At 63.6% G+C, this 13166-nt stretch carries 12 protein-coding genes; 9 read left to right on the forward strand and 3 right to left on the reverse strand.

What is annotated here, in order from left to right:
- Positions 1 to 23: 23 nt before the first annotated feature.
- Both API01S_RS21645 and API01S_RS21650 read right to left on the reverse strand, forming a co-directional pair.
- On the reverse strand, positions 24 to 1283 hold the full coding sequence (locus API01S_RS21645; RefSeq protein ID WP_006216908.1) for a nucleotide sugar dehydrogenase: 1260 nt from the start codon (positions 1281 to 1283) through the stop codon (positions 24 to 26).
- A gap of 603 nt (positions 1284 to 1886) precedes the next feature.
- Positions 1887 to 2468 carry a TetR/AcrR family transcriptional regulator gene (locus tag API01S_RS21650; protein ID WP_050728640.1) on the reverse strand — a complete coding sequence of 194 codons (582 nt, stop codon included), beginning with the start codon at positions 2466 to 2468 and terminating at the stop codon, positions 1887 to 1889.
- Between the two features lie 182 nt (positions 2469 to 2650).
- Here API01S_RS21650 and API01S_RS21655 point away from each other — a divergent pair, with 182 nt between their 5' ends.
- The 4 genes from API01S_RS21655 (at position 2651) to API01S_RS21670 (ending at position 6940) form a co-directional block, all read left to right on the forward strand.
- The gene (locus tag API01S_RS21655; protein WP_061306120.1) at positions 2651 to 3739 is read left to right on the forward strand and encodes an alkene reductase; all 1089 of its coding nucleotides are present in this window, start codon (positions 2651 to 2653) and stop codon (positions 3737 to 3739) included.
- An 82-nt stretch (positions 3740 to 3821) separates the two neighbouring features.
- Positions 3822 to 4610: an SDR family NAD(P)-dependent oxidoreductase gene (locus API01S_RS21660; RefSeq protein ID WP_061306121.1), complete on the forward strand. Its 789-nt coding sequence runs from the start codon at positions 3822 to 3824 to the stop codon at positions 4608 to 4610.
- Between the two features lie 108 nt (positions 4611 to 4718).
- Entirely contained in the window at positions 4719 to 5720 is a 1002-nt protein-coding gene (locus API01S_RS21665) for an NADP-dependent oxidoreductase (protein WP_061306122.1), read from the forward strand.
- 221 nt (positions 5721 to 5941) lie between these two features.
- Positions 5942 to 6940 carry a Bug family tripartite tricarboxylate transporter substrate binding protein gene (locus API01S_RS21670; RefSeq protein WP_061306123.1) on the forward strand — a complete coding sequence of 333 codons (999 nt, stop codon included), beginning with the start codon at positions 5942 to 5944 and terminating at the stop codon, positions 6938 to 6940.
- A 70-nt stretch (positions 6941 to 7010) separates the two neighbouring features.
- On the opposite strand, the gene API01S_RS21675 is transcribed toward API01S_RS21670, so the two are convergent.
- The gene (locus tag API01S_RS21675) at positions 7011 to 7943 is read right to left on the reverse strand and encodes a LysR family transcriptional regulator (protein WP_050728222.1); all 933 of its coding nucleotides are present in this window, start codon (positions 7941 to 7943) and stop codon (positions 7011 to 7013) included.
- Between the two features lie 131 nt (positions 7944 to 8074).
- Between API01S_RS21675 and API01S_RS21680 the strand changes: the two genes are divergently transcribed.
- From API01S_RS21680 to API01S_RS21700, 5 genes are all read left to right on the forward strand, one after another.
- The gene (locus API01S_RS21680; protein ID WP_254598427.1) at positions 8075 to 8734 is read left to right on the forward strand and encodes an RraA family protein; all 660 of its coding nucleotides are present in this window, start codon (positions 8075 to 8077) and stop codon (positions 8732 to 8734) included.
- A 2-nt stretch (positions 8735 to 8736) separates the two neighbouring features.
- On the forward strand, positions 8737 to 10125 hold the full coding sequence (locus tag API01S_RS21685; RefSeq protein WP_061306125.1) for an amidase: 1389 nt from the start codon (positions 8737 to 8739) through the stop codon (positions 10123 to 10125).
- 61 nt (positions 10126 to 10186) lie between these two features.
- A complete protein-coding gene (locus tag API01S_RS21690) occupies positions 10187 to 11245 on the forward strand; it encodes a TRAP transporter substrate-binding protein (protein WP_061306126.1) in 1059 nt (352 codons plus the stop codon).
- Positions 11246 to 11261: 16 nt separating this feature from the next.
- Positions 11262 to 11870, forward strand: coding sequence for a TRAP transporter small permease subunit (locus API01S_RS21695; RefSeq protein ID WP_061306127.1), 609 nt, complete (start codon positions 11262 to 11264; stop codon positions 11868 to 11870).
- A gap of 3 nt (positions 11871 to 11873) precedes the next feature.
- A complete protein-coding gene (locus API01S_RS21700) occupies positions 11874 to 13163 on the forward strand; it encodes a TRAP transporter large permease (RefSeq protein ID WP_061306128.1) in 1290 nt (429 codons plus the stop codon).
- Positions 13164 to 13166: the final 3 nt, after the last annotated feature.

Here is a 13166-nt window from a genome sequence, read left to right on the forward strand (position 1 = left end):
AGTGATGGATAGCGAGCCTGGACTTAGAGAGTCCAGTACAAGAGGTCGGGGGCAAGGCGCTTGCTGTCGAGCACCGACTTCAAGTCGCACACCATGCCTCCGCTGTTGACCAGGCCGGGGATGTCGTCCCAGATGGTCTCCATGGTTTCGCGGTGGGGGACCGCGAGAATCAACACGTCCATCCCACGGAATTCATCGCGGGAAACGAGCTTGATGCCGTATTCGTGTTCCATCTGGTCCCGATCGGCCATCGGGTCGCATGCCACCGGGGTGATGCCGTAGCTGCCCAGCGCGTTGTACAGATCGACCACCTTCGAGTTACGGATGTCGGGCACGTTTTCCTTGAACGTCATCCCCAGGATGCCGACGCGCGTGGTCGGGTTCAGGCGGCCGTGGCGGGCCAGGGTCTGCACGATGCGCTGTGCAACGTGGTTGGCCATGCCGTCGTTGATGCGGCGGCCGGACAGGATGACTTCGGGGTGATAGCCCAGTTCCTGCGCCTTGGAGGTCAGGTAATAGGGGTCCACGCCGATGCAGTGTCCGCCCACCAGACCGGGCGAGAACTTCAGGAAGTTCCACTTGGTGCCGGCGGCGCTCAGGACTTCCGAGGTGCGGATGCCGACGAGGTCGCAGATCTTGGACATCTCGTTCATCAGCGCGATGTTGATGTCGCGCTGCGTGTTCTCCAGCACCTTGGCAGCTTCGGCCACCTTGATGGACGAGGCGCGATGCACGCCGGCGTCGATGATCTTTTCGTACACGCCGGCAATGATTTCCAGCGAGGCTTCGTCCTGGCCGGACACGATCTTGACGATCTTCTCCAGCGGATGCTCACGGTCGCCCGGGTTGATCCGCTCAGGGCTGTAGCCCAGCTTGAAGTCGACGCCGCAGCGCAGGCCCGACGCCTTTTCCAGCTCGGGACCGCAGATTTCCTCGGTGGCGCCGGGGTGGACGGTGGATTCGAAAACGACGATGCAGCCAGGACGCAGCACGGGGCCGATCGACTGGCATGCCCGCACCAGCAGGGAAAAATCAGGGTTGTTCTTTTCGTCGACGGGGGTGGGAACGGCGACCACGAAGAAGTCGCAGCCTTCCAGTTCGGAAACCTTGTCGGTAAAGGTCATGGCAGAGGCACGCAAGGCGTCGTCTTCAATCTCGCCGGTCCAGTCATGTCCCTCTTTCAGTCGTGCGATTCTCCGCTTATCCACATCAAAGCCGATGACATCAAAGCGCTTGGAAAATGCGACTGCTACGGGCAGGCCGACATATCCAAGGCCACACACTGCGATTCTCTTTACCACGGGGGCCTCACTGTTTTCGTCGTGTCGTAGACACTAGAAATCGACACCCAAGGACGCGTAAATCGAATCAAATTCGATATACGACTGCCCTTGTTGGGCGGACTTAATGCTTAGGAATTGTTACGGCTCGATACCTACACATACGTGTTTGGTGACGAGCCAACGAATCGTAGAGGCGCCAGACAGCAATATTCTTTCTAAAAATTATTATTGCTGTGGAAATGAGTCAGGGTTTCCGTAATAAACCCCGGGAATTCCCTCAAATAATTACATTCATTACACAAACCGCAACACAGAGGCTTCCGGTAAATGTTAGCGAATATAAAAAAGGGTATTTCTTATGATGGTTTAACCAAACTGAAAAAGATAATGAGGATTCAGTGGCTATTTATTAATAGCGTAAAGCAATAATTCCGTAATGCAAAATCGGGAGGTTTTGCGATCCATAATGGTGCGGATAATCCCGCATAATGGGACGGCGCAATAGAAATGGCCCACCGCTCGCAGTGGGCCATTACTTGATGTTGCCAGTCGAGACAGCAACGGACGCATCGGAACTCGTGGCGCGTTGTGCGGCAGTTGTCGTCAGGCAGGCCGAGCGTCCGGCAGGCGCGCCAGGATATCGGCCCGACAGGCATCCAGAATTTCATCCGCCAAGGGCGAATCGTCGGGGCAGGAGCGCGACAACACGATGGCGCCAATGGCCTGCGCCATGATGGCCAGCCTGCGGGCGCGCGCCTCGCTGCCCGGACGTGCAACCGACTCATCCCCCGAGCCAGCCGGCGTCGCCAACTGATGCTCGATACCCGCGGCAAAAGCCGCCTTGACGGGCTCCGGTTGCCGGGCTGCGTCCGCGCACAGCGCGGCCATGGTGCAGCCCTCGCCCGGCTTGTCGCGATGGTCGCGGGAAAGATAGTGCCTGATGAAGTCTGCCGGATCGACACCCGTCTTGGCGTCCGCGGACCCCGCGAGGCCACAGCTAGCCGCCTCTGCCATGAGATCTGCCTTCGAGCCGAAGTGCTTGTAGAAGCCGCCGTGGGTGAAGCCGGCGGCCGCCATCAGGTCTGCCACGCCGACGCCGTCATAACCGCGTTCCCTGAACAGGGTGGACGCGGTTTGGACAATGTGCGCGCGGTTTGCTTGCGCCTGTGCCTTGGTGACCTTCATAGCCAATCTCTCTGTGTGCTCTGCCAACGGATAGGCGGCACTATAACACCCATAGATTATGATCATCATCAAACCATTGACATTAAAGATGATGGTCGTCATCATTGTTTCCGTTTCAACAACGCCGGGCCCCGGGCAGTCACTGTCCCGCGGCTCATTCAGGCTCAACCCTCGGACTCGACATGACCGACACCACTCTTTTCCAGCCCTACACCCTGGGCTCGCTGACCCTGGCGAATCGCATCGTGATGGCGCCACTGACGCGCAACCGTGCCGGCGCGGGCCTGGTGCCCAGCGCGCTGGCCGCCACTTACTACGCGCAGCGCGCTTCGGCGGGCCTGATCATCACCGAGGCCACTCAAATCTCGGCTCAGGCGCAGGGCTACCAGGACACCCCCGGCCTGTACACGCAAGAACAGATCCAGGGTTGGCGTGAAGTCACCAGCGCCGTCCACGCCCGAGGCGGGCGCATCTTCGCGCAACTGTGGCACGTCGGCCGGATCTCTCATGTCGATCTGCATGGCGGAGCAGCCCCGGTTGCGCCTTCGGCCATCCGCGCGCAGGCCAAGACCTTCGTCAACAATGGCTTTGTCGACGTGTCCGAACCGCGTGCACTGTCCATCGCCGAGTTGCCGGGCATCGTGGACGACTTCCGCCAAGCCGCGGCCAACGCCATCGCGGCCGGATTCGACGGCGTCGAGATCCACGGCGCCAACGGTTATCTGCTGGAACAGTTCATCAAGGACGGCGCCAACCAGCGTACCGACGCCTACGGCGGCTCCATTGAAAACCGCGCGCGGCTGCTGCTGGAAGTCACCGCAGCAGTGATCAAGGAGATCGGCGCCGATCGCACCGGCGTGCGCATCTCGCCCGTGTCATCGGCCGGCGCCATTTCGTGCAGCGATCCGCAGCCGCAGTACGACTACATCGCCGAACAACTCGATGCGCTTGGCATCGTCTACCTGCACGTGGTGGAAGGGGCCACGGGCGGCCCACGCGACGTGGCGCCGTTCGACTTCGATAGCTTGCGCCGCCGCTTCACACGCACCTATATGGCCAACAACGGCTACGACCTGCAACTGGCCGCCACCCACCTGCGCGAACACAAGGCAGACCTGTTTGCCTTTGGCCGTCCGTTCATCAGCAACCCCGATCTGGTCGAACGCCTGAAAGCCGGCGCGCCGCTTGCCGCATTGGATCCCGCGACCTTGTACGGCGGCGGCGCACATGGCTACATCGACTATCCGGCGTTGGCCGACATCCCCGCGTAATAAGGCTGATGACGAGGCCGCGGCGCACGCGGCCCTTCTGGCCAGATCTCCCTTTTCCATATCCGCCCCAGGCAGAACCACTATGTCCAATCTTCCGACCGTCCTCATCACCGGCGCTTCCAGCGGCATCGGCGCAACCTATGCCGAACGCTTTGCGCGGCGCGGCCATGATCTCGTGCTGGTCGCGCGCGACCGCGCACGACTGCAAGCGCTCGCCGACCGACTACGCCAAGAATCCGGAGTCGCGATCGAGGTGCTGCGCGCTGATCTCACGCAGCACGATGAACTGGCCACTGTCGAAGCGCGCCTGCGCGACGACGCGAACATCGGCATCCTCATCAACAACGCTGGCATTGCCCAGTCAGGCAGCTTCGTCGACCAATCCGCCGATAGCATCGAACGGCTGGTGAGCTTGAACACGACCGTGCCGACGCGCTTGGCCGCCGCCGCCGCACCACGGCTGGCCAAGGCAGGCAAAGGCGCGATCGTGAATATCGGCTCGGTGGTCGGCCTGACTCCGGAATTCGGCATGTCCATCTACGGCGCAACCAAGGCATTCGTGCTGTTTCTGTCTCAGGGACTGAACCTGGAACTCTCGCCCAAGGGGGTTTACGTTCAAGCGGTTCTGCCTGCGGCCACGCGCACCGAGATCTGGGAACGCGCCGGTATCGACATCAACACGCTGCCCGAGGTGATGGACGTGAATGAACTGGTCGATGCGGCCCTGGTCGGCTTCGATCGCCGCGAGACCGTCACCATTCCGCCGCTGCATGAGGCCGCACGCTGGGACACACTGGAAGCCTCGCGACTGGCCCTGCTTGGCGACATCCGACAGGCACAGGCTGCTGAACGCTATCGCAGCATTGCCTGAGAAAGAAAGTTCGGCGGGCGGTGCACCGCTGCGCCGGTGCGCCCGCATCCGAACTCGACTTCGCGACAGCCTCTTTCGGCTTGCCTGCCCTTCCTGAGACGCAAAACCATGAAAGCCTTCATCATCGACCGCTATGGCAAGAAAGACCCCGGCCGCATCGGCGACATACCGGAACCGGCCCTGCGGGACGATGATGTCCTGATCCAAGTCCACGCAGCGAGCGTCAATCCCCTGGACGCGAAGATCAAGCGTGGCGAATTCAAGCTGATCCTGCCCTATCGATTCCCGCTGGTGCTGGGCAACGACGTGGCCGGCAAGGTCGTGCGCGTCGGTGCCCGCGTACGTCAGTTCCAGCCGGGCGATGAAGTCTATGCACGCGCCGATGTAGATCGCATGGGCGCCTTTGCCGAGTTCATTGCCGTCAAGGCATCATCACTGGCGCTCAAGCCGGCAAACGTCAGCATGGTCGAAGCCGCCTCCCTCCCGCTGGTGGCCCTGACCGCCTGGCAGGCGCTGGTGGAAACCGCCAAGTTGAAAAGCGGACAGAATGTACTGATCCACGCCGGCTCCGGTGGCGTGGGCTCCATCGCCATCCAGCTCGCCAAGCACCTGGGCGCAGGGGTCGCCACCACCACGAGTACCGCCAACATCTCGTTTGTGAAAGCCTTGGGCGCGGACGTCGTTATCGACTACAAGCAGCAAGATTTTTCGACCGTTCTGCGCGACTACGACGTGGTGCTCAACAGCCTGGACAGCGACGTGCTACACAAATCCATCCAGGTCCTGAAACCGGGCGGGCATCTCATCTCCATCTCGGGACCACCAACCCCGACGTTTGCGGCGGCGCGCGCTCTGCCATGGCCAATCAGGCAAGCCGTGCGCCTGTTGAGCCATGGCATTCGCAGGAAGGCCAAGCAGAAGAACGTCGAATACACCTTTGTGTTCAATCGCGCCGATGGAGCACAGTTGCAGCAGATCACTACCCTCGTCGAATCTGGTGCAATCCTGCCCGTTGTCGATAAAGTGTTTTCCTTTGACGACACTGTCCAAGCGTTGGCCTACTCGGATAGTGGGCGCGCCAAGGGCAAGGTCGTGCTGCGGGTTAGATAGCCGCCACGCAAGCCGGCCGTCGAACGTAGGGTGATCGAGCGTCCGCCACACATCGCCGGGATTACCCGTAATAAGAAAAATCTCTCAATTCAGCGGGCATTTGTGATTACTGGCGACTCAAACCCACATGCTAATTTTTCCCTGCGGGTAAAAAATCGCTCGATAACACACAAGGGAATCACACCATGCACGCCGTGGATAAAGCATGCCGCAAGGCAGGGATGGCATCGTCCGTTCGCAACACATTTCTGAAGTTGATGGCGCCCGCGTTGATCGCCGGCATGGCCTTCACCGTGGCCGCCGCGCCAGCGCGGGCAGCCGACTTTCCTGGCGGCAAGCCCATCAGCCTGGTGGTGCCGTTCCCTGCTGGCGGCGGCACCGACTTCATCGGCCGCCTGCTGGCCTCGGAGATGGGCAAGGCACTGAACACCACGATCGTGGTCGAGAACAAGGGCGGCGCCAACAGCAACATCGGCACGGCCTATGTGACCCAGGCCCGGCCCGACGGCTACACGCTGTTGGTGTCGGGCGTGGGAATCGCCACCAACCAGGGCCTGTACAGCAAGCTTCCCTATAAGCTCGACCAGCTGGACCAGGTCGCCGTGCTGGCGTTCGGCTCCGATGTACTCGTGACCGCTCCCACCTTCCCGGCCAAGACGCTGGCCGAGTTCGTCGAGCTGGTGCACAAGCAACCCGGCAAGTATTCCTACGCCTCGTCTGGCAACGGCACCACCGGCCATCTGGGCATGGAAATGCTCAAGCAGCGCGCCAAGCTCGACATCATGCACGTGCCCTACAACGGTGGTTCGGCTGCGATCAATGATGTACTGGCGGGCCGCGTCGACGTGCTGTTCGTAAACCAGGACACGGCCTTGCCACACGTGCGCGCCGGCAAATTGCGCGCGCTTGCCATCGGCAGCGCCCAGCGCAATCCCACCTATCCCGACACACCCACCGTCGCCGAAAGCGGCTATCCGGGATTCTCGTCGGAATACTGGTTTGGCCTGAGCGCACCCGCTGGGCTACCGCCACCGGTCTTCCAGAAGCTGTTCGAGGCCACGCGTAGCGCCATGCAGTCGCCCGCCATTCAGGAAAAACTCGGCGCCGTCGGCCTGGTGATTCCGCCGCTCACCGACCGCCAGCAATTCGTGACGCTGGTGGAAGCCGAGGTACAGAAATGGGGCGAAGTCGTACGCGTGTCGGGTGCGCGAATCGACTGAGCCTGCCGCCACACGGTCCTGGTGCGATGGCCTTGCACCAGATAGGGGGCCGCTTCTGCGGCCCCTTTTGTCATGCCTTGTCGGCGTGCGCCGGCGTGGCGTCGATGGGCGCCAGGAAGTTCAAACGCGTGAGCGTGTCGCGCGTGATGTCCACGATCGAGTCGATGTGAGCACCGTGCGAAGCCGTGAGATACGAGATGTAGAAGCGCGCGGGCGGGATCGGCGGATCGGCGGGCAGGGCGCGCAGCACGCCCATGGTCAGCATGTCCTGAAGCAGCGGCACCGGCAGGATGCCGATGGCGTGGCCGGCCGCGATCAGGCGCGAGATCAGCGCCAGCGAATTCGTGGTGCTGGGCCCCGACATATCGACGCCGCCCGAGGCCAGCCAATTTTCGACCACGGTATAGAGCGTGGAGGGTGGCGAGTGCGTGGCGATGTGATGGCCGCGCGCATGCTCGGCGCGAAACGGATCGGCCGTGATGTGCAGCGTGGGTGAGGCCACCCAGTGAAAGGTCATCCAGCCGATGAACACGTCGGTGACGGTGTCGCCGGTGGCCGGATTGGTGAGCAGCGCCATATCGAGCTCGCCCGCATTGAGCTTGCTGTTCAGCACCGAGCCCACGTCCACCGTCATCTCCAATGCCAGCGAGGGATAGTGCTCTTTGAGCTGCGCGATCACGGCGGTAAGGCCCACGTTGGCCGAGCATTCATCCGCGCCCAGCCGCAGCTTTCCGCCCAGGCTGCGGTCCTTGCCGAAGTGTTCAAGCTGGCGCGTACTGTGCAACGCGCTTTCAGCATGCCGCAGCGCTGATTGGCCTACGTCGGTAAGGCTCACGCGCTGGCGCGAGCGATCGAACAGCTGCACTTCGAGCGCGCTTTCGAGTTCGCGGATGCGTGCCGACACGGCAGGCTGCGTCACGTGCAGATGACGCGCGGCCGCATGGATACTGCCCAGCTTTGCCGTCCAGTAGAAGGCCTCAAGCTGGCTTAGGGTTATCCGCATGATAAGGAGTCTTTTTCAAACAGCGCCGAAACTTTGATTATTGAGCCGGAAAGCCCGCGTGATACTTTTTTTCCAACGGGTTCCGGCCCATCTGATTGTAGTGAACACACACGATGTATCTGATTCATCCCATGCCCGCTGCGCTGCCGCCCGACGATCTGGCGCTGTTGCAGAAGGCCGAGCCGGCCACCATCGGCCACTTCCAGACCACGGGCTTCATGCGTAACGATATCCGCGCGCATCAGCAGGACGTGCGCATCGCCGGGCCGGCCGTGACGGTGCGCATGCCGGGCAGCGATGGCGGCATTCTGCACCATGCCATGGCATGCGTGCGGCCTGGCGACGTGTTGGTGATCGACCGCTGCGGCGAGGCCGTGACGGCGGCTTTCGGCGGCGCCATGGCCTACGCCGCCAAACAGGCGGGTGTGGCCGGCATCATCGTGGACGGCGTGGTCACGGACCTGGGCGAGCTGCGCCAGCATGGCCTGCCCGTATGGTCCAAGGGACCATCGGTGATCACGACGCGGCTGCTCGGCCATGAAGGCGAGTTCTGCGGCACGATCAACTGCGGCGGCGTCACGGTGTGGGCGGGCGCAGCAGTGCTGGCCGATGAGAACGGCGTGCTGGTGCTCGACCGCGCCGCCGTGCGTGCTGCCGCCCAACGCGCAATCGACTTCCAGACCCAGGAACAGACCACCTTGGCGCGGCTGCGCGCCGGCGAGAAATTCCCCGACATCGTGGGCTCGCGCTCGCAGATTGAACGCGCCATCGCGGCGGCCCAAGGAGCATGAAGATGAGCATCGACCTGGACATCACCGAACTGGCCGAGCGTCTACGCCGCCGCGAACTGCGCGCGGAAACGCTGGTGAGCGACTATCTGGAGCGCATCACGGCGCTCGATGCGTGGCTGCACGCCTACGTCGCGGTGTATGCCGACGAGGCGCTGGCCGCCGCGCGCGCGGCCGACTTGCAGCTGGACCAGGGTATCTGGCTGGGTCCGCTGCATGGCGTGCCGATTGCGCTAAAGGACCTGATCGACATTACGGGCCGGCCGACCACCATCGGCTCGCCGATACATGCCAACACCGTTGCCGCGCGCACGGCGGAGTTGGTGCAGCAGTTGCAGCACGCCGGCGCCATCATCCTGGGCAAGACTCACATGGTGCAATTCGCCATGGGCGCGTGGGGCTTCAATCAGCACATGGGCACGCCCCGCAATCCCTGGGACGACCACGTGCATCGCATACCGGGCGGTTCAAGCAGCGGCTCGGCGGTGGCGGTGGCGGGGCGCCTGGCGCCGGCCGCGATCGGCACCGACACCGGCGGCTCGGTGCGCGTGCCGGCCAGTTACTGCGGCATCACCGGTCTGAAGCCGACCGTGGGCCGCATCTCATCGCGCGGCGTGGTGACCTTGAGCCAGACGCTCGACAGCGTCGGCATTTTCGCCCACAGCGCCGCCGACGCGCGCCTGGTGTTCGACGTGCTGGCGCCAGCCGAACCGGGCGAATGGCGCGAGCCGCTCGACGCGTCGCGCTTCGGCATCGCCGGCGCCACGCTGGGCCGTCTGCCGGAGGCATTTCTCGCAGACGTCACGCCCGCCGTGCGCCGGGCCTACGAAGCGTCGATCGCGCTATATCAGGGCCTGGGTGCGCAAATCGTTGAGGTCGCACTGCCCGCCACGCTGGCCGAATTCAAGGCCGTGACCGGCGACATCATGATGACCGAAGGCGTGGCCTCGTTCGAGCGCGAGATGACTGATTCCACCCTGCCGGTGGATGACTCGGTGCGTCCACGCCTGCTGGTTGGACTGGACGTGCCGGCGGTGCGGTATCTGGCCGCGCTACGCGAGCGCGATCGGCTGCAAGCAGAGATGCAGACGCGTCTGCAAGGCGTGGCGGGACTGCTGACGCCCACCACGTTCACCACCGCGCTGCCGCTCACCGAGATCGATCACGCCAATGCACCGGTGCATTACACCCGCATCGGCAACCTCTTGCAGATGTGCGGGGTGTCGGTGCCCAACGGCCGCGACGAAGCCGGCCTGCCCACCGGCCTGCAGATTCTGTGTCCTGGCGGCGAAGACCGGCTGGCGCTGTATCTGGCCGAGGTGTTCCAGCGTCATTCCGATTGGCATCGCGAGCGTGCCCACGCACACGCACACGCGCAGGCGAACGCGGTCTGACCCGACACCGCAGCGATGCGCGCGACGCGCGCGCCTCCATACCAACAACACAGGGGAAAATATGAAATGCAGCATTCTGGCGGCGCTGCTGGCTGCCGTCGCGTCCTCGCTCGCCACGCCCGAACCGGCCAACGCCCAGACCGCCGCGCTGCCCGAAACCCATTTCGCGGTGGTCGGCGGCGGCAGCCACAACTACACCTTCTCGGCCGTCGAGAAGCCCTTTTGGGAAAAGACCTTGCCGCAAGATTCCGGCGGCAAGATTACAGCCGAACTGGTTGGCCTGTCGGAGAGCGGCCTCAAGGGCCCGGAGATCGTGCGCCTGATGCGCGCCGGGGCGCTCGACGTGGGCATGGGCGTATTCGCATTCGTAAGCGGTGACGATCCAACCTTCGAGGGCGTGGACCTGCCCGGCATGGCGGCCGACTTCGCCACCGCGCGCAAGATGGTCGCCGCCTATCGCCCTGTGCTGGAGCAGCGCATGCTCAAGCGCCACGGCGTGCGGCTCCTGGCCACCGTGCCGTACACCGCCCAGGTGTTCTTCTGTCGCTCGCCCATCACGCGCCTGGCCGATCTGAAGGGGCGCAAGGTGCGCACGCGCGGCAGCAACATGGCCGAATACGTGCGTGCGCTGGGCGGCGCACCCGTGACCATTCCATTTGCCGAGGTGATTCCTGCCTTGCAGACAGGCGTGGTCGATTGCGCGGTCACCGGCATCGGCTCGGGCAACGCCGCGAAATGGTACGACGTGGCCAAGAACCTCTATCTACTGCCGATCGACTGGTCCATCGGCTTCTACGCCATCGCCGAACGCCGCTGGCAGAAGCTCGACCCCGCCGTGCAGCAGTTCATGCTCAAAGAGGCGCAGGTGCTGGAGCAGCGCTTGTGGGACGAGACCGGCCGCGAAGGCGAATACGCGCTGGCCTGCAACACCGGACAGGGCGAATGCCGCATCCACACGAAGGCCGACATGCACGCCACGGCGCCCGACGAGGCCGAGCGCGCCGCGTTGCGCGAGGTGGCCACCGACATGGCAAGCCGCTGGGCGCGGCGCTGTGGCGAAGAATGCGCCGCCAACTGGAGCGCGTCCGTGGGCCAGGCCCTGGGCGTGACGCTGCGTTGAATCTCAAGGAACTCTCATGACGACAGAAACGCATGGTTCGTTGCGCCTGCTTGAGCGCGTATCTCGCATCGGCGCCTGGATAGGCGGCCTTGGCCTGCTGCTCGTATCCTGGCTCATCGTGATCGACCTGATCGCGCGCAAGGTGGCGGGCGTCTCGATCGGCGGCGCCGACGAGCTGGCCGGCTACACGCTCGCGGTAGCAAGCGCCTGGGCCTTCCCCATTACCTTGCTGCGCCGCTCGCACATTCGGGTCGACGTGGTCTACACCCATCTTCCCCCCAAGGCGCGAGTGGCGCTCGACCTGTTCGCGCTCATTTGCCTTGGCGTGTTCGTGGGCACGCTGACCTGGCACGCATGGTTCGTGCTGGCCGACTCCATCGCCTTCCAGTCGGTCTCCAACACGCCGTTGCAGGTGCCGCAATGGATCCCACAATCGCTGTGGTTTGCGGGCTACGCATTCTTCCTGCTCACCATCGTGGTGCTGGGCGCCTGCGCGTTGGGCCGCGTGATGCGCGGCCGCTGGCAGGCGGTCAACGCGCTGATCGGCATCCACACCGTGGAAGAGGGCATTGAAGAAGAAACCGCCGACGCGCTCGTGCCGGCGCGCACGCAACCCCAGGAGTGAGCCATGTTGATAATGACGATTTCCATGCTGCTCGGCCTGCTGGCGCTGAGTGTGACCGCAGCCGCTTCCGTGGGCCTGTTGGGCATGAGTCTGGCCGGCGCGTATTCGCCGCTGCGACTGAGCAACGCCATCGGCGAACTGGCCTGGGGCACCAGCGCCGAGTTCCTGCTGGTCGCGATTCCACTGTATGTGCTGATGGGCGAACTGCTGGTGCATTCGGGCGTGGCTGGCCGCATGTACGGCGCCGTGTCCAAGTGGGTTTCGTGGCTGCCGGGAGGACTGATGAACGCCAACATTGGCGCATCGGCCTTGTTCTCGGCCACCAGCGGTTCAAGCGTCGCTACCGCCGCCACGATCTCCACGCTGGCGCTGCCGGAGCAGCGCAAAGCGGGTTACCACGCACCGCTGTTCCTGGGTTCGATCGCGGCGGGCGGCACGCTCGGCATTCTGATCCCGCCGTCGATCAACATGATCGTGTACGCACTGATCGCCAACGTGTCGGTGCCCAAGCTCTACCTGGCCGCCACCGTGCCGGGCGTACTGCTCACCGTGCTGTTCATCGGGCTGATCGTTGGCCTGTGCCTGTGGCGACCGGGTCTGGCCGGCAAGCGCCCCACAGTCAGCTGGGCCGAACGCATCGACGCACTGCCGCACTTGCTGCCGCCCCTCGCCATCTTCGCGCTGGTTATCGGCGTCATCTACGGCGGCATCGCCACCGCCAGCGAGTCCGCCGCGCTGGGCGTGGTGGCCGCGACGTTGCTGTGCGCCGGCAAGCGCGTGCTGACCTGGCAAATGCTGGGCCGCGCGTTTGAAGCCACGTTGCGTACCACCGGCATGATCATCCTCATCACGCTGGCCGCGTTCTTTCTGAACTTCGTGCTGTCGTCGATCGGCCTGACGACAATGCTGGTGAGCACGGTGACCAGCCTGGACCTGCCGCCCCTGGGCATGATGCTTGCGATCATTCTGTTCTACATCCTGCTCGGCTGCTTCATGGACACGCTTGCCATGCTCGTGACCACGGCGCCGCTCACCGTTCCCATCGTGGTGGCGCTGGGCTACGACCCCGTGTGGTTCGGTGTGCTGCTGATCGTGCTGTGCGAGATGGGCCAACTCACGCCGCCTTTCGGCATGAATCTGTTCGTGGTGCACAGCGTGCGAGGCGAAGGAAAATTCATGGACGTCGTGGTGGGCGTGATGCCTTTCCTCGCCATGCTGTTGCTGCTGATCGTGCTGCTGCTGGCCGCGCCGCAACTGGCGCTGTGGCTGCCGGGACAGATGTCTACCCTTTAAGTG

The organism is Achromobacter piechaudii NBRC 102461, from assembly GCF_001571245.1.
Classification (GTDB): domain Bacteria; phylum Pseudomonadota; class Gammaproteobacteria; order Burkholderiales; family Burkholderiaceae_B; genus Achromobacter; species Achromobacter piechaudii.